Source organism: Burkholderia latens (assembly GCF_902499045.1).
GTDB lineage: Bacteria > Pseudomonadota > Gammaproteobacteria > Burkholderiales > Burkholderiaceae > Burkholderia > Burkholderia latens.
Genome location: NZ_CABVPL010000057.1, coordinates 1 through 16,991 on the forward strand (window position 1 = coordinate 1; position 16,991 = coordinate 16,991).

A 16,991-nucleotide genomic window follows, 5' to 3' on the forward strand; every position below is an offset into this window, starting at 1 on the left:
TTTCAGCAGCAGAGAAGCGAGATTATGAACCGCCTTTCTTCGCTCGTCAACAACTTTCTGAACTGCTTCGTCGTGACTGCGAGGGGTTCAGCTTCGTGTGCGCCAGGCCGCTACCGCCATCCCTATCGCACCGCTTCCCTTCCTCCTCCGCGCCGCGTTGCCGTTAGCGCGAAAGAGGCGTGATTCTAGGCGTCGTCCGGGCGTCGCGCAAGGGGTTTGACCGATTTATTTCGTTCCCCGTCGATTCGACCTTCCGGCCATGCCGCAAGCACGAGACCGCTTATGGCGCAAAGAACGGACTAGAATGTGAGGTTCTTCGCCTCTTTCTATACGTATTTAATATGCGCCAGCGAATCGCCAAACGTCTCCCCCCCGACGCCGACAAACTGGTCGGCCTGTCGCTTGCGCTCTTCGCCTCGGGCAGCCGCATCGAGGATCGCTTCTGGGAAGCGAAGCTCGATGCGCTGCTCGCCAAGATCGTTCGCAACGGCAACCAGACCACGCTCGACGCGGCACTCGACCATCTGCAGCAGAATCACCCCGACGCATACGGTGCGCTCGCCGACATGGCCGAGACGCACAGCGAATCGATGGTGATCGATCACGACGGCCAGCCGTACGACGCGCTGCTGGTCGCCGTCCCCGTTCTTGCGTGGACGCGCTACATGATTCCGTCGGGGCCGCTGAAAGGCGACGTTGCCGATGCGCTGCGTGCTCACTTGCAGGCGCACGTGCTCGCGTCCGGCACGCTCGTGGGGCTCGCTCCGTTCCTGTACAGCATCGATCAGTTGCCGCGACACCACGTCGAGACCTACCGGCTCGCCCAACAGCTCGCGCACGCGGCCATCGGCCAGCATGCGGCCAAACTGAGCTTCGGGGACCTGCCCGAAACCTCGCCGATTCTGGCGGATCCGCGCTTCCTCCTCGCCGTCGTCGCCGCGCCCGCCGGCGCACCGCTGTTCCGCTGGCAGGAAGAGGAGCACGGCAACCGGATCGAACGCGGCCAGTGCCTCGAGCAATGGACGGCCCAGGGCGGCCCGAACCTGTCGGTTGCCCTCCCCGGCTGCGAATTCGAATGCCTGCTTCCGGACGCGTACTACTCCGCTTGCCGTGATGCGGACGAGCGCATCCGTCCGCACACGGTCCGAACGGCCATCCGTTATCTTTTCGACACACTTGGTGCAGCGCCGCAGGAACTGCGCGCAGTGGTCGCCGGCTTCGGCGAACGACGGATCGACGAGTATCGTGTCGGCTTCACGCGGCGCGCCAGCAACGACGTGATCTATGGCGTCGTGTGGCCGCTCTACGGTCGCGAAAACGGCGACGTGTCGATCGACAGCGCGACGCTCGAAGGCGAAGCGCCGATCGACGGGCCGCTCGAGGAAATCGTGAGTCTGTTGAAGGAATGCGGTGTAACGGACGTCCGGCGGCACGCCGGCCGCTTCGAACCCGAATATTGCGACGACTGCGGCGTGCCGCTCTACGCGGATCCGCTCGGCGAAATCGTCCACGCCGAAATGCCGGAAGACGCGTCGCCCGCGCAACCTCACTTCCACTGATCGCATCGCAGGCCGGCATGGCCTGCACGCGCGAAGCCGCTCCCGGTTCCAGCCGGAGCGGCTTTTTTTTCGTCCGCCACCCCATCCGCCGAAATTTCAGACTTTTCCTAAGCCTTTCAGCCAAGCAGACATCGTGTAAGGTCTTTGTCATTATCGGACCGAAGGCATGCCGACGGCAGCTCAATGACTCATCTTAAGGAGGTTGAATATGCGGTTCCTGGTGTTGAACTCAGACGCCGAACGGCGTGACGGACTGAAGGCCCTGCTGCGGCAGATCGACCGTCACGCCAGCATCAACGATGCGCCGGACGGTTTCCAGGCGCGCCGGCTGCTGCGCACCCAGCGTTTCGACCTGGTCGCGATCAACTGGCCGGACGTCGGCAAGCTGAGCGAACTCCAGGCGCTTTGCAGCGCCTCCTCGCCGACCCCTGCCGCGGTACTGATCGACGAATGCACGCCGCAAGCCATCCAACGCTTCTACAACTACGGCGTCGCGGGTGTCATCCCGCACTCCACGCGGCCGCATTTGATCCTGCGCGCACTTGAGATCGTCCTGCTCGGCGGCCACTACATCCCGCCGATTGCGCTGAGCCTGCTGCCATCCGCCGCCGCAGCGCGCAACGACACTCATTTCCAGAAGCTCGCCGGAGCGCTGCCGCGCCGGCCGCCCGTCGGCCTGCTGTCACCGCGGCAGGCGCAAATCATGCGCTTCGTCCACATGGGCAGCACCAACAAGATGATTGCGCGAACGCTCGGCATCAGCGAAGGCACGGTGAAGATCCACCTCGCCAGCATCTTCCAGCAGCTCGGCGCGGCAAACCGCGCCGCCGCGGTTGCGATCTACAACGGCTGGTTGTCGCCGCACCTCGAGGCGCTGCTCGCCAACCGCGATCGCGCGATCAAGCCGGCCATCGGCGAACGCGGCCCCGTTCCGCTGCGCGCGCAACGTGGCGAGCGCCGGTATCCGCTGCCAACGGCTGGCACCGGCACCCGCGACTTGCCGCTCGCAGCAGAGCCACCGGCAAGGTTTCGGCGCGACCGCTAGCCGGACAGTCTCGATATTGCGACGGTCAGTATGTGCGGATTCCCACCTTTGATGCTCAACGAGTAATATGAACACATGGGTTTTCTTTTCACACCGCTTCCGCTCTGGGTAGGCGTCGGTGGCTGGATCGCCGCCGTGGCGCTGCTCGCGCTCGCGATCTGGAATCGTCCGTTCGTCCGCCTGCAGGACGCAACGCTCCAGCACGTGTGGCTCGCGCTCGTCACTGCGATCACGGTTCTGTGGGCGTCGAACGCGTGGCTCGAGGACGGGATCGTCATGCATTTGCTCGGCGCGACGCTGCTCGTCACGCTGTTCGACTGGACTCTCGCACTGATCGCGATGGGCGCCGTCACGGGCGTCGCGGCAATCGTCTTCGATGCGCCGTGGCAAGGCGTCGGTCTCACCTATCTGGTGTACGGTGCATTACCGGTCGCCGTATCCGCGTTGCTGCAGCGCGCGGCGATCGCGTGGCTGCCACACAACCTCGCATCATTCATTACCGGGCAGGGCTTCCTGTCGCCGGCCATCGCAATCGTCGCGGTTGCCGGTGCCGCGGCCGGCGTGCAGCTCGCGCTCGCGGACGGCATGCCCGTCGCGATTCCCGCCGGCTACATGCTGAACACCGCGCTGCTCGCGCTCGGTGAAGCATGGTTCACCGGCATGGCGACCGCGCTCATCGCCGTCTATCGCCCCGCATGGGTCACGACGTTCGACGTCCGCCGCTATCGACTCGGCGGCCCGCGCGCCTGACTGGCGCGACTGTCCCGGTGCAAGCCGCGCCCGGCGATCCGCTTGCGCAGCGCGGGAGAGTGCGACGTCTACTGCCGCACAACTTTTTTACGCTAAGATTGAACTCCTGATCTTCATCGGGCATCTATACGTGCCCGATGTCTCATTTGCTCCTCACCAATAACCTGATGGACAGCTCTCCTGCCTCGCTCCGGATTTTCCGGGCGCTCGGCAAGCTGGCAGCCTGTGTTGCGGGCCTGTCGCTTGCGCTCCCGGCACCGGTATTCGCCGACCTCCTCGACCAGCGCTCCGAACTGATCAACAAATTCGTCAACGAAATGCATGCCGATCCGATCGTCGCCGATTGTGCGGCGCACGGCAGCTTCATCGCGAGCACGTCGTCGGCGTTCGACCGCGTCGACTTCGCACCGAACGCGTTCGAAAGCGGCAACGCGACGATCACGCCATGGAACGATTCGTTCGATCAGGGCAAGCAGCGCGTGAAGGTCGACAACATCGTCACCGTGGACGGCTTCGGCGTTCGCGGCGACGGCAGCGCCCCGACACCGCTGAAATTCCGCTGCGGCTACGTCGGTCAGCAGATGCTGGCGTTCAGCTGGAACGATCCCGTTCCGCCGCTGAAGCCGCGCGTCGAACGCCCGTCCTCGCCGACGAAGTCGTTCAAGGGCAAGTCGCACCGCGGCAAGGTGAAGGCCAAGGCAACCGGCCGCACCGGCAGCAAGAAGGCCGTCGCCACGAAGAAATCGGCCGGCACGAAGAAAGCCGTGAAGAAGAAAACCGCGAAGAAGTCCTGATACGACGGAGCGGCAACGACAGGAGCAAGAAAGCCGGCGCATCGTACGATGCGCCGGCTTTTTTCATATCGGCGAATATCGACGCGTTGCGCGCTTACGCGAACGTCTCGACGTGCGCGAGGATTGCAGCGAGCATCGCCGCGCCGAGCGCCGCACTGCGCTGGCCGTTCCAGCCGACGCGCTCGTCGGGCAGGTTCGCGTTGTCCTTGAACGGCATCTCGAGCGTCAGCGACAGACAACCGAACTGATGACCGATGTACTTCGACGCGAGCTTGAGCGCGTCCTCCTTGTACTTGCTCGCCGCGTAGCCGTGCTCGGTCTGGAAATCCGGGCTCGCGACCTTGAACGCGTCGATGAACGCGGTCTGCTCCTTGCTCTGCTGCTCGGTGAAACTCGGCAGCATCTCCGAACCCGCGACGAACACGTAAGGCAGATCCTCGTCGCCGTGAATGTCGAAGAACATGTCGCAACCGGTCGCATGGATCGCGTCGCGCACGACCAGCACTTCGGGGCTGCGCTCGGCATCGGGCGCCATCCACTCGCGGTTCAGGTTCGCGCCAGCCGCGTTGGTGCGCAGGTTGCCGTGCACGCTGCCATCCGGATTCATGTTCGGGACGATGTAGAACGTCGCGTAATCGTACAGCTTGCGCGCGACCGGATCGCCCGCCCAGTCGCCCCAGCCTGCGAGCCGCTTGACGAGCCCTTCGACGAACCACTCGGCCATCGTCTCGCCGGGATGCTGGCGCGCGATGATCCACACCTTCTTCTTCGGCACGCCGTCGACTTCCGGCGTACCGAGCGTCAGCAGCGACATCGGCCGGCCCTCGACCGTGCGGCCGAGCTCGACAACGTTCGCGTGCGGCAATTGCTGGACCGCGCCGATGAACGCCGCATGGCGCTCCTCCGAATACGGTTCGAAATACGCGTAGTAGATGCTGTCGAATTCCGGCGTGTGGTCGATGGTCATCGTCTTGCCGTCGAAGGTCGTCGGCACGCGGAACCAGTCGACGCGGTCGTAGCTCGCGACCGCGCTGTAGTTGCGCCATCCCGACGGATACGCACAGTCGGCCGCATTCTCGAACGCCATCACGCACCGCTCGCCGCGCGCGCCCGTCAGACGGAAGTAGAACCATTGCGCAAACTCGGAGCGGCTGTCGCCGCGCACGCGCAGACGGATCGCGTCCGGGTTGTCGCACGACACGACGTCGATCGCGCCCGCATCGAAATTGCTGGTGATCGAAAGGGTCATCTATCTCTCCAATTGCGACCGGAACGGGCTGTCTGCCGAATTCCCGGCCACATGCATTCGCCGGCCGTCTCGTGAACGGCCGGCATGGTCACTCGCCGATTCGCCGGCGATATACGTAAGTCGAATCGTTCGATGCTGCTGCATCGAACGCATACCCTTCGATCGCGAAATCCTTCAGCGCCGCCGGTTCGGCGATGCGGTTCTCGACGATATAACGCGCCATCAGGCCACGGGCGCGCTTCGCGTGGAAGCTGATGATCTTGTAGCGGCCGCCCTTCCAGTCCTCGAACACCGGCGTGACGACCGGCGCGGCCAGCAGTTTCGGCTTCACCGACTTGAAGTACTCGGTGGACGCGCAGTTGACCAGCACGCGCGCCGCGCCGGTGCGCGTCTCGAGCTGCTCGTTCAGCGCCCGCGTGATCCGGTCGCCCCAGAACGCATACAGATCCTTGCCGCGCGCGTTCGCGAAACGGGTCCCCATCTCGAGCCGGTACGGTTGCAGCAGGTCGAGCGGACGCAGCAGCCCGTACAGGCCGGACAGCACGCGCACGTGCTGCTGCGCGTAATCGAGATCGGCGGCCGACAGCGATTTCGCGTCGAATCCCTCGTACACGTCGCCATTGAACGCGAGCACGGCCTGCTTCGCATTGGCCGGCGTGAAGGTGGGCGACCAGTCGGCGAAGCGCTGGAAGTTCAGGCGCGCGAGCGGGTCGGAGATGTCCATCAGCGCAGCGATGTCTTGCGGCGACAGCTTGCGCAGGCCGTCGATCAGTTCCGACGCGTCGTCGACGAATGCAGGCTTCGTGTAAGTCGGGACGTGGGCAGGCGTATCGTAGTCGAGGGATTTGGCGGGAGAGAGAACGATTATCATAGAGGCTCGCTGGCACGCCGTGCCTTGCGGTCAGACGAAAACCACCGATTGTAACGAATGACCCGCTCCCTCGCCCCGCATGACGCGCTTCGCGTCGTGCTCGATTCGAACGTCTGGATCGACATCCTCGTGTTCGACGATCCTGCCGCGCGCCCGATCCGTGCCGCGCTCGAGCGCGGCACGCTCATCGCCGTGATCGACGGCCGCTGCCTGAACGAGCTCGAACTCGTGCTCGACTATCCGCAGTTCCAGGCGCGCGCGATCGACAAGGCCGCGGCACTCGCGATCGTCGCGCAGTTGGCGACGCTCGTCGAGCCGCCGCCGGTCGCCGACGCCGACGCGCTACCGCTGCCGAAATGCAAGGACCGCGACGATCAGAAATTTCTCGAACTCGCCCGCGCCGCGCAGGCCGACTGGCTCGTGTCGAAGGACCGCGCGCTGCTCAAGCTCGCGAAGCGCACCGCGCGCGACTTCGGCTTCCGGATCGCGCAGCCCGCGCCGTTTGCCGAAGCCTGCGCACTCGACGCCGCGCCGGCCATCATCCCCACGCCGGCCTGACGGGCCCGGCATCACCTGCTTGCGACCGTATCGATGAACGCTCCTTCCGACATGCCCAAGACTCCCGTTTTTCCCTCGCGCCTGCCGAACGTCGGCACGACGATCTTCACGGTCATGAGCGCGCTCGCCGCCGAGAAAGGCGCGGTCAATCTCGGCCAGGGCTTCCCCGATTTCGACTGCGATCCGCGCATCGTCGACGCGGTCGCGGCCGCGATGCGCAACGGTCACAACCAGTATCCGCCGATGGCGGGCGTCGCCCCGCTGCGCGACGCGATCGCCGACAAGATCGCGCACGTCTACGGCCGGCGCTACGACCCGGCCACCGAGATCACGGTGACGGCCGGCGCGACGCAGGCGCTGCTGACGGCGATCCTGTGCGCGGTGCATCCGGGAGACGAGGTGATCGTCGTCGAACCGACCTACGACAGCTATCTGCCGTCGATCGAGCTCGCCGGCGGCAAGCCCGTGTTCGTCACGCTGGAAGCGCCGGACTACGCGATCCCGTTCGATCGTCTGGCGGCCGCGATCACGCCGAAGACGCGGATGATCATGATTAACACGCCGCACAATCCCACCGGCACGGTGTGGCGCGAGGCCGACATGCGCAGGTTGGAGGAGATCGTGCGCGGCACCGACGTGCTGATCCTGTCGGACGAAGTGTACGAGCACATGGTGTACGACGGCGCGCGGCACGAAAGCGTCGCGCGCTACCCGGAACTGGCCGCACGCAGTTTCATCGTGTCCAGCTTCGGGAAGACGTACCACGTGACCGGCTGGAAAGTCGGCTATGTCGCGGCACCGGCGGCGCTGACCGCGGCGTTCCGCAAGGTCCACCAGTTCAACGTGTTCACGGTGAACACGCCGATGCAGATCGGGCTCGCCGACTACCTGCGCGACCCGGCACCGTACCTGACGCTGCCCGCTTTCTATCAGAAGAAGCGGGACTTCTTCCGCGCCGGCCTCGAGCGCACGCGCTTCAAGCTGCTGCCGTGCACGGGCACGTACTTCCAGTGCGTCGACTATTCGGCGATCAGCGACCTGCCGGAAGCGGAATTCTCGAAGTGGCTCACGTCGGAGATCGGCGTGGCGGCAATTCCGGTGTCGGCGTTCTATCACGAGCCGCATGAATCGGGCGTCGTGCGCTTTTGCTTCGCGAAACAGGAAAGCACGCTCGCGTCCGCACTCGAACGGCTCGCACGCTTGTAAGCCGGATCGGCCGATCAGGCGCGGCCGCAGGGCCGCGTCGTAATCGCGCTTATGAACGCGCGGTGCCGGTTGCTTCCAGATAGGCCTTGCGATCGGCCGCCACGCGTTGCGCGGCCGGCCGCTCGCCGACGAGCTTCGCATGCGCCTTCCAGTCGATGCCTGCGTCGAGCAGGAAATCGCGGCCGAAGATCGCCTTCGTCGCCATCCCGATCACCGGCAGATGGATGGCCGCGGCGATGTCGGCCAGGCTGAACGTATCGCCGAGCACGTACGGCGAAAACCGCGTCATTTGCTTGAATGCGCCGATCGCGCGCGGCAGGCGCTTCTCGACGTGCGCCTTCGTCCCGTCGCTGACCTTGCCGCCGAAAAATGCTTCCGTATAGACCTCGCGCGCGGTCCATTCGAGATACAGCTCGAGCGTTTCGACGAGTTCGCGCACCTTCGCGGCCGCGAACGGGCTAGACGGGAAAATCGCCTTGTCGGGATAACGCGCGGCCAGATATTCGACGATCACCTGCGATTCGAACAGCGCGCCCTCTTCCGTCTTCACGAACGGGATCTTGCCGAGCGGCGAATCGGCGAGCAATGCCGGATCGCTGATCGGCAAGCCGCACACCGATTCCTCGAACGGGATGCCGTACTCGAGCAGCACGAACTTCACCTTGTTGTAGTAGTTGGACAACGGAATACCGCACAGCTGTAACATCGGAGTCTCCTGCGTTGCTGAGGCGCGGCCGCAGCGATGCCGGCCGCATCGGAATGCGTCGCGCGAAAAAGCACGTTCGTGCTAGTCTAAAGCAGTTTCATGTCCGTCACGACAACATTGCATCCGCTGCGGCATCCTGCCCGCATGCATGCACGACGCGCGGCGCCGCAGCGTCGCCATCCGATGGAGACACATTCGCATGAGTGCTGAACTGCTGGCCTCGCGTCCGCCCGAGAGCGAATCGACGCTCGTCCTCACGCTGTCCAATCCCGGTGCGCGCAACGCGCTGCATCCCGACATGTACGCGGCCGGCGTCGAAGCGCTCGCCACTGCCGATCGCGACCCGGCGATTCGCGCCGTCGTGCTCACGGGTGCCGATCGCTTCTTTTGCGCGGGCGGCAACCTGAACCGGCTGCTCGACAATCGCTCGAAGGATCCGTCCTACCAGGCCGACAGCATCGATCAGCTCGCCGCGTGGATCACGGCGATCCGCGCCTCGACGAAGCCGGTGATTGCAGCGGTCGAAGGCGCGGCGGCCGGCGCGGGCTTCTCGCTCGCGCTCGCATGCGACCTGATCGTCGCCGCGCACGACGCGAAGTTCGTGATGTCGTACGCGCGCGTCGGTCTCACGCCGGACGGCGGCGGCTCATGGTTCCTCGCCCGTGCGCTGCCGCGCGCGCTGGCGGCCGAAATCCTGTTCGAGGGCAAGCCCGCCGCGGCCGAACGCCTGCATGCGCTCGGCGTCGTCAACCGGCTCGCAGCCCCCGGCGCCGCATTGTCCGAGGCGCTCGCGTGGGCCGACTCGCTCGCCGGCATCTCGCCGAACGCGCTCACGCGCATCAAGTCGATGCTCGACGACGCGGCCGCGCAGCCGCTCGACGCGCATCTCTGCACCGAGCGCGATCACTTCGTCGCGTCGCTGCATCACGCGGATGCGTTCGAAGGGATTACCGCGTTTCTCGAGAAACGCCAGCCACGCTACAAGCGCTGAACCGTCGGGATTCCGCCGCTCGAACGGCGTGACCGGCACCACGGCGGCACGCACGCGCATGCGTGCGCCCGCACGTTCGCACCGCCTGCAGCCCGCGTCGATCCATGCTCTAATGACCGCCTGTCGCGGCGCCGTGCCGGCGCCGTTTTCGCGCATGCCACGAAGGAGTGACGATGATCGACGTCTACAGCTGGGCGACCCCGAACGGCCACAAGATCCACATCATGCTCGAGGAAACGGGCCTCGCGTATCGTGCGCATCCGGTCGATATCGGCGCGGGCGACCAGTTCAAGCCCGAGTTCCTGAAGATCAGCCCGAACAATAAGATCCCCGCGATCGTCGATCCGGACGGCCCCGGCGGCAAGCCGATCTCGCTGTTCGAATCGGGCGCGATCCTCGTCTACCTCGCGGAAAAAACCGGCAAGTTCCTGCCGTCGGATCCGGCCGCGCGCTACGCGACGCTCGAATGGCTGATGTTCCAGATGGGCGGCGTCGGCCCGATGCTCGGGCAAGCGCACCATTTCCGCCTGTACGCGCCGGAAAAAATCGAATACGCGGTGAATCGCTATACGAACGAAGCGAAGCGCCTGTACAACGTGATGGACAAGCGCCTCGGCGAATCCGAATACCTCGCGGGCGACACGTACACGATCGCGGACATCGCGACGTTCCCCTGGACGCGGTCATGGCAAAACCAGGGCGTCGTGCTCGACGAACTGCCGAACGTGAAGCGCTGGCACGACGCGATTGCCGCGCGTCCGGCCGTACAGCGCGGCGTCGAAGTCCTCACGTCGCTGCGCAAGGCGCTGCAGGACGACAAGGCACGCGAGATCCTGTTCGGTGCGACCCAATACGCGAAGCACTGAAACAGCTTGCGACGGATAAACGCAGCGGCATCCGTCGATGCCGCTGCGCGTGGCAGAAGTAGTGCAGCGTGATGAATTCCGCCGCGCAAACGAGCAGCGGCGCATCGGGACGCTCGGCCTGCACCGACACCGCCCACGTCACCTGCACGCCGCCGCGCGCGGCCTCCGCGGTTTCTTTCACCGCGAACAGCGCACGCACGCGCGCACCGACCGGCACCGGCTTCAGGAACCGCACGCGGTTCAGTCCGTAGTTCACGCCCATCTTCTGCTCGAAGCGCATCGCGTCCGTCATCAGCGCGGGAATCAGCGACAGCGTCAGGAAGCCGTGCGCGATCGGGCCGCCGAACGGTGACTCGCGCCGCGCACGCTCGGGATCGACATGAATCCACTGGTGGTCGTCGGTCGCATCGGCGAAACGGTCGACCCGCTGCTGATCGATCCCGATCCAGCCGCTAGCGAACGGCTCCGCGCCGACCAGCGCACGCAGCGCCTGCGTCGATGCGATGAGCGGCAACGTCGTGTCCGTCATGCGCCCGCTCCTTGCGGATGGCGCAGCCCGAAGATCACCTTGGTGTGAACGGTGATCACCGTGTCGCCGGCTTCGTTGATGCCGATCCACTCCGTCGACACGATGCCGCGATCGGGCTTGCTCGCCGACACGCGCTTGTCGTGGATCTTCTGGTGCATCGTGATCGTGTCGCCGGCGCGCACAGGCTTGAGCCAGCGGATCGAATCGATGCCGGGCGAACCCATGCTGGTCGAATCCGGGCCGAGCTTCTTGACGAGCAGGCCCATGAACACCGAACAGGTATGCCAGCCGCTCGCGACGAGCCCGCCGAACGGCGATGCCCTCCCGGCCGCCTCGTCGAGGTGGAACGGTTGCGGGTCGTAGCGTTGCGCGAACGCCTTGATGTCGTCCGCGTCGAACGTGTAGCGGCCGATTTCGGTCGTGCTGCCGACTTCCAGATCTTCGTAGCTGATACCCACTTGTGTGTCTCCCGTGGCGCGCTCGCGCGTCGCCGTCATGCTGCGTCGGCCTGCGCGAAATCCGGCAAGGCCGCGATGCGCGCAAGGTGATGATCGGTGTCGCCGAGCGTGGTCTCGATGATCGACAGCCGCTTGAACAGGTGCGCGGCGGCAACCTCGTTGGTCACGCCCATCCCGCCGTGCAGCTGCACGGCCTGCTGGCCGACGAACCGCGCGGCCGCGCCGACCCGCGCTTTCGCGGCGGACACCGCCTTGCGCCGCGCGTCGGCGTCGCCGCCCGCGTAACGCACGGCGGCGAGGTACGTCAGCGAACGCGCCTGCTCCGCGTGAATCAGCATGTCGACCATCCGGTGCTGCAACGCCTGGAAGCGCGCGATGGGTACGCCGAACTGCTCGCGCGTCTTCGTGTATTCGACCGTCGCACGATTCAGTTCGTCGAGGGCGCCGACCGCTTCCGCGCACAACAGGAAGGTCGCGTAGTCCGCAATCTGCTCGAGCGCGGCCGCGTCGCGTGCGCCGCCGGTCAACCGCCGAGCAGGCGTTTCATGCAGCTCGATCGTTGCGGCGCGCTGGCCGTCGATCGTCCGGTAGTCGGCGAGTTTGACGCCCGCGGCATCGCGCTCGACGACGAACAGGCCGATGCCACCGCCGTCGACGCGCGCGGGCACGATCCACGCATGTGCCTGCGCGCCGTGCTGGACGACCGATTTCGTGCCGGTCAGCCGGTACGTGCCGCCCGCTTCGCGCGCATGCGTATCGATTTCGTAGAGATCGTAGCGCGCCCGCGGTTCGTGGAACGCGACGGCCAGGCGCTTCTGCCCCTGCGCGACCGCTTCCAGCAGCGCCGCATCGTCGCCCGTGCCGGAGCCGGCGACCCGCAGCGCCTCGACGCCGACTGCCGTCGCCCAGTACGGCTCGATCACGAGTGCGCGGCCGAGCTCCTGCATCGCCACCAGCATGTCGACCGGCCCGCCGCCGAGGCCGCCCTGTGCGTCCGGCACGGGCAGCGCGGTCAGGCCGAGCTCCGCGAATGCGCTCCATTGCGCGTCCGATACGCCCGCGTCGCTGCGCACGATCGCCTGGCGCGCATCGAAACCATATTGCTCGCCGAGATAACGGCGCAGCGCATCGGCGAACTGTTGCTGCTCGTCGGTAAAGCTGAAATCCATGGTTGTCTCCGTTCCCTGATCACAGCCCCAGGATCATCTGCGCGATGATGTTCTTCTGAATCTCGTTCGAACCGCCGTAGATCGACGTCTTCCGATAGTTGAAGTAGTACGCGGCAAGCGGCGCCGCATCGTCGTCGCCGGCGATGCTGTGTTCGCGCTCGCCGTCCAGAAACGGGACGTCGAATGGCGCGGCCAGCGGCCCGATCGCGTCGAACATCAGCTCGGTGAGCGCCTGCTGCACCTCGGTACCCTTGATCTTCAGCATCGACGCCTCGGGGCCAGGCCCCTTGCCGCTCGTCTCGCGGCTGACGACGCGCAGCACCGTCACCTCGAGCGCCATCAGCTCGACTTCGAGCGCCGCGACCTTCGCGGCGAACACGGGATCGGCGAGCAACGGCTTGCCGTTCTTGCGCTGGTTCGACGCCACGCGCTTCAGGAACGCGAGTTCGCGCTTCGACGCGCCGACGCGCGCGATGCCGGTACGCTCATGGCCGAGCAGATACTTCGCATAGGTCCAGCCGCGATTCTCGTCGCCGACGAGATTCTCGACCGGCACCTTCACGTCCTCGAAGAACACTTCGTTGACTTCGTGATCCTCGTCGAGCGTGATGATCGGGCGCACCGTGATGCCCGGTGTCTTCATGTCGATCAGCAGGAACGAGATGCCCTCCTGCTTCTTCGCCGCCGGGTCGGTGCGCACGAGGCAGAACATCATGTCCGCGTACTGGCCGAGCGTCGTCCACGTCTTCTGGCCGTTGACGACGTAGTGGTCGCCGCGGCGTTCGGCGCGCGTGCGCAGCGACGCGAGATCGGACCCGGAACCCGGCTCCGAATAGCCTTGGCACCACCAGTCGGTGCCGTCGAGGATGCGGGGCAGATAGTGACGCTTCTGCGCGTCGCTGCCGTATTTCATCAACACCGGCGCGACCATCGACACGCCGAACGGCAGCACGGTCGGCGCACCGATGCGCGCGCACTCCTCGTCCCAGATGTGCCGCTGCGTCGCATTCCAGCCCGGACCGCCGTATTCGACCGGCCATGCGGGCGCGGACCAGCCGCGCTGGCCGAGAATCCGATGCCAGCTCGCGAAATCGTCGCGGTCGAGTCGTTTGTGATCGAGTACTTTGGCGCGCAGTGCGTGAGGCAGATTCGCCTCGAGCCAGGCGCGGACGTCGGCGCGGAACGCGTCGTCAGCGGGGGAATAATCCAGATCCATGCGCAGTGTCTCCTGTCCGCGGCCGTCCCCGGCCAAGGACACACTGCGTACGTCATTGCAGCGGTTCTTTCAGCGCGACAGGAATCGGCAGCGGCATCACGTCGATGCCTTCTTCGACCAAGGATTGCGCATCCTCCGGCGTCGTGACGCCACGAATGCTGCGTGCCGGCGCCTCGTTGTAATGGATGCGCCGCGCTTCCTCGGCGAAGCGCTCGCCCACGTTCTCGGTTTTCTCCAGCACCTCGCGCAGTGCACGCATCACCTGCGCCTGCATCGCGCGCGGATCGGCCGGCTGCGCCTGTGTCGCGCCCGACAGGTTCAGGCGCGGCGCCGACGGCATCCGGTTGATCTCCGTCGTTCCGCACACCGGACATTCGACCAGCTTGCGGGACAACTGCGCTTCGAACTCATCGGCGGAAGCGAACCAGCCTTCGAACCGATGACCGTGCGGGCACTGTAAATCGAGGACCTTCATGCTGAATCAGGGCGTGTGACGAGTGTAGCGCAAAACGTGCTTTTGTGAACGACCGTGCTAAATCAAGGATCGCGCGGCCAGGCGGGCCGCCGCGTCATCGGATTGTAACGCGGCGCTCCGCCCGCTGCAGACCGCCGGTCAGGACTGCTCGGCCGAGCCGAGCGGCCACGCGCCGGACAACACCTTGTCGAGCCACATCGTGCCGATGATCGTCTTCACGTCGGTGATCTGGCCCGTGCGCACCCATTCGAGCAGGTCGGGCAGCGTCGCGGTGAACGTTTCGAGGAATTCGCCTTCGTCGAGCTTGCGCTCGCCGGCCGTCAGCCCGCGCGCGAGATACAGGTCGATGAATTCGGTCGAGTAGGAAATGATCGGGTGAATCCGCGCCAGGAACACGTATTCGCGTGCCGTATAGCCGGTTTCCTCGCGCAGTTCGCGCACCGCGCACGCAAGCGCGCCTTCGTTCGGATCGAGCTTGCCGGCCGGGAATTCGGCCATGACCTTGCCGATCGGATAGCGATACTGGCTTTCCATCAGCACGCGGCCGTCGTCGAACAGCGGGATGATCATCACCGCGCCCGGATGCTGCACGTATTCGCGCGTGGCCTGCTTGCCGTCCGGCAGACGGACGGTGTCGCGCTTCAGCTTGAGGAACGAGCCTTCGAAAATCGCCTCGCTCTCGACGCAGGTTTCGGTCAGTGCGGCGTCGTGATTGGGTAGTTCGGCCATCGGCGGGCTCCTGAGAAGTGAGCACGCGACGGCCGAAGCCGTCAGCGTCGTTTGACGAGATATTGAAACGTGAAGCCGGGAAACGCGAACACGACGAAGAGACTGAACGTGATCGCGTAAAACTGCCAGCCTTGTTCGAAGCGGTTGCCGGCGCGCGACTCGAGCCAGAAGCCGAGCGCGCCGACCACGAAATACAGCACGATCAGCTCGCCGATCCGGATCCACGCGCTTTTCTTCGTCGCGCCGAACGGCACGACGGCGAAGAGACGTTGGTTCAGGAACGGCACGTTGGCGCCCGCAAGCGCCAACAGCACGATGAACCAGCCGGCTGCCGACATTACAGCGGCAGCGTGTGACGAATTGCCTGCAGGCAGGCCGTCAGCAGCGGGCTCGGGATCAGGCCGAGCACGACGACCGCGATGCCGTTCAGCACGAGAATCGTGCGCTTGCAGAAGTCGCCGGTGATCGGAGCCGCGTCCTGCGGTGCATCGAAATAGATCAGCTTGACGATGCGCAGGTAGTAGAACGCGCCGAACAGCGACGTGATCACGGCCAGCACGGCAAGCCACGTGAGGCCAGCGTTGACGGTCGCCTCGAGCACCGCGAGCTTCGCGTAGAAGCCGACGGTCGGCGGAATGCCGGCCAGCGAGAACATCATGACCATCATCACGAATGCGAACACCGGGCTGCGCTTGTTGAGGCCCTTGAAGTCGTCGATCGTTTCCGCTTCGAAATCGCGACGCGCAAGCAGCATCACCACGCCGAACGAGCCGAGCGTCGTGATCAGGTAGACGATCGCATAGAACATCGCCGAGCTGTACGCATTCGCCGGTGCGGTCGCGTCGCCCTTCACGATGCCGGCGAGCAGGCCGAGCAGCACGAAGCCCATGTTCGAGATCGCCGAGTACGCGAGCATCCGCTTGATGTTGCGCTGGACGATACCGGTGATGTTGCCGACGATCAGCGACAGCGCGGCGAGGATCACGAGCGCGGTCTGCCAGTTCTGTGCGAGCGGCAGCAGGCCCATCACCAGGAAGCGCAGGCCCCACGCGAACGCGGCAACCTTCGGGCCGCCGCCGACGAACAGCGTCATCGCGGTCGGTGCGCCCTGGTAGACGTCCGGCACCCACATGTGGAACGGCACGGCGCCGAGCTTGAACGCGATACCGGCGACGATGAAGATCACGCCGAACATCAGCACGGCTGCGTCGGTGTTGCCGCCGACCGCCTTGTACACTTCGCCGAGCTCGAGCGAGCCGGTCGCGCCGTAGAGCATCGAGATGCCGTACAGCACGAAGCCCGACGCGAGCGCGCCCAGCACGTAGTACTTCATCGCCGCTTCGCTCGACTGCGCGGCATCGCGGCGCAGCGCGATGACGGCGTACAGCGACAGCGACATCAGTTCGAGGCCGAGGTACAGCGTCAGGAAGTTGTTGCCCGACACCATCACCAGCTGGCCGAGCAGCGAGAACATGCCCAGCAGGAACACGTCGCCGCGGAACATGTCGCGGTCTTCGAGGTACTTGCGCGAATAGACGAGCGAGACCGCGAAGCCGATCGACACGACGGCCTTCATCATGCTCGCGAACGAGTCGACGACGACCATCCGCGAGAAGAAGTAGTACTGCTGCGGATCGAGCGCCTGCACGGCGAACCAGACGCCGGCGACGACCGACGATACCACCGCGATCAGATAGGTCAGGCGGCGGCCGGCGGCACCGGTAAAGGTGTCGTTCAGCCATGCGACGACGATGGCGACCATCACCAGCGCGTCAGGCAACAGGACATTCATAGGAGCGTTCATGATCTTGAGTTCCTCC

19 protein-coding genes and 1 pseudogene are annotated in these 16,991 nt (G+C 65.4%); 9 read left to right on the forward strand and 11 right to left on the reverse strand.

Features of this window, described 5'->3' with window-relative positions; all coding sequences use genetic code 11:
- The 5 genes from BSE24067_RS27900 to BSE24067_RS27920 form a co-directional block, all read left to right on the forward strand.
- Positions 1-183, forward strand: a 183-nt coding sequence (locus BSE24067_RS27900; protein ID WP_217460371.1) for a hypothetical protein, incomplete at its 5' end; no start/stop codon positions are given.
- Positions 184-341: 158 nt separating this feature from the next.
- The gene (locus BSE24067_RS27905; RefSeq protein WP_151065535.1) at positions 342-1,559 is read left to right on the forward strand and encodes a DUF2863 family protein; all 1,218 of its coding nucleotides are present in this window, start codon (positions 342-344) and stop codon (positions 1,557-1,559) included.
- A gap of 208 nt (positions 1,560-1,767) precedes the next feature.
- Positions 1,768-2,604: a LuxR C-terminal-related transcriptional regulator gene (locus tag BSE24067_RS27910; protein ID WP_151065534.1), complete on the forward strand. Its 837-nt coding sequence runs from the start codon at positions 1,768-1,770 to the stop codon at positions 2,602-2,604.
- A 75-nt stretch (positions 2,605-2,679) separates the two neighbouring features.
- A complete protein-coding gene (locus BSE24067_RS27915; RefSeq protein ID WP_151065533.1) occupies positions 2,680-3,354 on the forward strand; it encodes an energy-coupling factor ABC transporter permease in 675 nt (224 codons plus the stop codon).
- Between the two features lie 137 nt (positions 3,355-3,491).
- Complete coding sequence (locus BSE24067_RS27920) at positions 3,492-4,148, forward strand: BspC domain-containing protein (protein WP_151065532.1); 657 nt, start codon at positions 3,492-3,494, stop codon at positions 4,146-4,148.
- Positions 4,149-4,242: 94 nt separating this feature from the next.
- Here the strand turns inward: BSE24067_RS27920 and BSE24067_RS27925 are convergent, their stop codons facing one another.
- Both BSE24067_RS27925 and yaaA read right to left on the reverse strand, forming a co-directional pair.
- Positions 4,243-5,397 carry a M14 family metallopeptidase gene (locus BSE24067_RS27925; RefSeq protein ID WP_151065531.1) on the reverse strand — a complete coding sequence of 385 codons (1,155 nt, stop codon included), beginning with the start codon at positions 5,395-5,397 and terminating at the stop codon, positions 4,243-4,245.
- 88 nt (positions 5,398-5,485) lie between these two features.
- Positions 5,486-6,268 (reverse strand): peroxide stress protein YaaA, encoded by a 783-nt coding sequence (gene yaaA / locus BSE24067_RS27930; protein ID WP_151065530.1) that lies wholly within the window; start codon positions 6,266-6,268, stop codon positions 5,486-5,488.
- Positions 6,269-6,325: 57 nt separating this feature from the next.
- Between yaaA and BSE24067_RS27935 the strand changes: the two genes are divergently transcribed.
- Together BSE24067_RS27935 and BSE24067_RS27940 are read left to right on the forward strand one after the other, a co-directional pair.
- Positions 6,326-6,826 carry a putative toxin-antitoxin system toxin component, PIN family gene (locus tag BSE24067_RS27935; protein ID WP_151065529.1) on the forward strand — a complete coding sequence of 167 codons (501 nt, stop codon included), beginning with the start codon at positions 6,326-6,328 and terminating at the stop codon, positions 6,824-6,826.
- Positions 6,827-6,859: 33 nt separating this feature from the next.
- Positions 6,860-8,032: a pyridoxal phosphate-dependent aminotransferase gene (locus BSE24067_RS27940; protein ID WP_151065528.1), complete on the forward strand. Its 1,173-nt coding sequence runs from the start codon at positions 6,860-6,862 to the stop codon at positions 8,030-8,032.
- Positions 8,033-8,081: 49 nt separating this feature from the next.
- On the opposite strand, the gene BSE24067_RS27945 is transcribed toward BSE24067_RS27940, so the two are convergent.
- A complete protein-coding gene (locus tag BSE24067_RS27945; protein WP_151065527.1) occupies positions 8,082-8,738 on the reverse strand; it encodes a glutathione S-transferase family protein in 657 nt (218 codons plus the stop codon).
- Between the two features lie 199 nt (positions 8,739-8,937).
- Here BSE24067_RS27945 and BSE24067_RS27950 point away from each other — a divergent pair, with 199 nt between their 5' ends.
- A complete protein-coding gene (locus tag BSE24067_RS27950; protein ID WP_151065526.1) occupies positions 8,938-9,729 on the forward strand; it encodes an oxepin-CoA hydrolase, alternative type in 792 nt (263 codons plus the stop codon).
- A 173-nt stretch (positions 9,730-9,902) separates the two neighbouring features.
- Positions 9,903-10,595, forward strand: a complete 693-nt coding sequence (locus tag BSE24067_RS27955; RefSeq protein WP_151065525.1) for a glutathione binding-like protein — start codon at positions 9,903-9,905, stop codon at positions 10,593-10,595.
- Between the two features lie 55 nt (positions 10,596-10,650).
- On the opposite strand, the pseudogene BSE24067_RS27960 reads toward BSE24067_RS27955, so the two are convergent.
- From BSE24067_RS27960 to nuoN, 8 genes and pseudogenes are all read right to left on the reverse strand, one after another.
- Positions 10,651-11,124, reverse strand: a pseudogene (locus BSE24067_RS27960) (MaoC family dehydratase); the annotation flags it as partial.
- Complete coding sequence (locus BSE24067_RS27965; protein WP_151065523.1) at positions 11,121-11,582, reverse strand: MaoC family dehydratase; 462 nt, start codon at positions 11,580-11,582, stop codon at positions 11,121-11,123. The pseudogene BSE24067_RS27960 and the gene BSE24067_RS27965, both read right to left, overlap by 4 nt.
- A 35-nt stretch (positions 11,583-11,617) precedes the next feature.
- On the reverse strand, positions 11,618-12,751 hold the full coding sequence (locus tag BSE24067_RS27970; protein ID WP_151065522.1) for an acyl-CoA dehydrogenase family protein: 1,134 nt from the start codon (positions 12,749-12,751) through the stop codon (positions 11,618-11,620).
- A 19-nt stretch (positions 12,752-12,770) separates the two neighbouring features.
- The gene (locus tag BSE24067_RS27975; RefSeq protein ID WP_151065521.1) at positions 12,771-13,967 is read right to left on the reverse strand and encodes an acyl-CoA dehydrogenase family protein; all 1,197 of its coding nucleotides are present in this window, start codon (positions 13,965-13,967) and stop codon (positions 12,771-12,773) included.
- Positions 13,968-14,019: 52 nt separating this feature from the next.
- Positions 14,020-14,442, reverse strand: a complete 423-nt coding sequence (locus BSE24067_RS27980; RefSeq protein WP_151065520.1) for a DUF1178 family protein — start codon at positions 14,440-14,442, stop codon at positions 14,020-14,022.
- A 138-nt stretch (positions 14,443-14,580) separates the two neighbouring features.
- Positions 14,581-15,171 carry an NUDIX domain-containing protein gene (locus BSE24067_RS27985; protein WP_151065519.1) on the reverse strand — a complete coding sequence of 197 codons (591 nt, stop codon included), beginning with the start codon at positions 15,169-15,171 and terminating at the stop codon, positions 14,581-14,583.
- A 41-nt stretch (positions 15,172-15,212) separates the two neighbouring features.
- Positions 15,213-15,509 (reverse strand): DUF2818 family protein, encoded by a 297-nt coding sequence (locus tag BSE24067_RS27990; RefSeq protein WP_151065518.1) that lies wholly within the window; start codon positions 15,507-15,509, stop codon positions 15,213-15,215.
- Positions 15,509-16,963, reverse strand: coding sequence for an NADH-quinone oxidoreductase subunit NuoN (nuoN, locus tag BSE24067_RS27995; RefSeq protein ID WP_174904930.1), 1,455 nt, complete (start codon positions 16,961-16,963; stop codon positions 15,509-15,511). Before nuoN ends, BSE24067_RS27990 begins: the two co-directional genes overlap by 1 nt.
- Between the last annotated feature and the right edge of the window lie 28 nt (positions 16,964-16,991).

Bases quoted from the DNA above. Each gene is read 5' to 3' on its own strand.
- BSE24067_RS27905 (WP_151065535.1), top strand. From the start codon at position 342: ATGCGCCAGCGAATCGCCAAACGTCTCCCCCCCGACGCCGACAAACTG.
- BSE24067_RS27910 (WP_151065534.1), top strand. From the start codon at position 1,768: ATGCGGTTCCTGGTGTTGAACTCAGACGCCGAACGGCGTGACGGACTG.
- BSE24067_RS27915 (WP_151065533.1), top strand. From the start codon at position 2,680: ATGGGTTTTCTTTTCACACCGCTTCCGCTCTGGGTAGGCGTCGGTGGC.
- BSE24067_RS27920 (WP_151065532.1), top strand. From the start codon at position 3,492: ATGTCTCATTTGCTCCTCACCAATAACCTGATGGACAGCTCTCCTGCC.
- BSE24067_RS27925 (WP_151065531.1), bottom strand. From the start codon at position 5,397: ATGACCCTTTCGATCACCAGCAATTTCGATGCGGGCGCGATCGACGTC.
- yaaA (WP_151065530.1), bottom strand. From the start codon at position 6,268: ATGATAATCGTTCTCTCTCCCGCCAAATCCCTCGACTACGATACGCCT.
- BSE24067_RS27935 (WP_151065529.1), top strand. From the start codon at position 6,326: ATGACCCGCTCCCTCGCCCCGCATGACGCGCTTCGCGTCGTGCTCGAT.
- BSE24067_RS27940 (WP_151065528.1), top strand. From the start codon at position 6,860: ATGAACGCTCCTTCCGACATGCCCAAGACTCCCGTTTTTCCCTCGCGC.
- BSE24067_RS27945 (WP_151065527.1), bottom strand. From the start codon at position 8,738: ATGTTACAGCTGTGCGGTATTCCGTTGTCCAACTACTACAACAAGGTG.
- BSE24067_RS27950 (WP_151065526.1), top strand. From the start codon at position 8,938: ATGAGTGCTGAACTGCTGGCCTCGCGTCCGCCCGAGAGCGAATCGACG.
- BSE24067_RS27955 (WP_151065525.1), top strand. From the start codon at position 9,903: ATGATCGACGTCTACAGCTGGGCGACCCCGAACGGCCACAAGATCCAC.
- BSE24067_RS27970 (WP_151065522.1), bottom strand. From the start codon at position 12,751: ATGGATTTCAGCTTTACCGACGAGCAGCAACAGTTCGCCGATGCGCTG.
- BSE24067_RS27975 (WP_151065521.1), bottom strand. From the start codon at position 13,967: ATGGATCTGGATTATTCCCCCGCTGACGACGCGTTCCGCGCCGACGTC.
- BSE24067_RS27980 (WP_151065520.1), bottom strand. From the start codon at position 14,442: ATGAAGGTCCTCGATTTACAGTGCCCGCACGGTCATCGGTTCGAAGGC.
- BSE24067_RS27985 (WP_151065519.1), bottom strand. From the start codon at position 15,171: ATGGCCGAACTACCCAATCACGACGCCGCACTGACCGAAACCTGCGTC.
- BSE24067_RS27990 (WP_151065518.1), bottom strand. From the start codon at position 15,509: ATGTCGGCAGCCGGCTGGTTCATCGTGCTGTTGGCGCTTGCGGGCGCC.
- nuoN (WP_174904930.1), bottom strand. From the start codon at position 16,963: ATGAATGTCCTGTTGCCTGACGCGCTGGTGATGGTCGCCATCGTCGTC.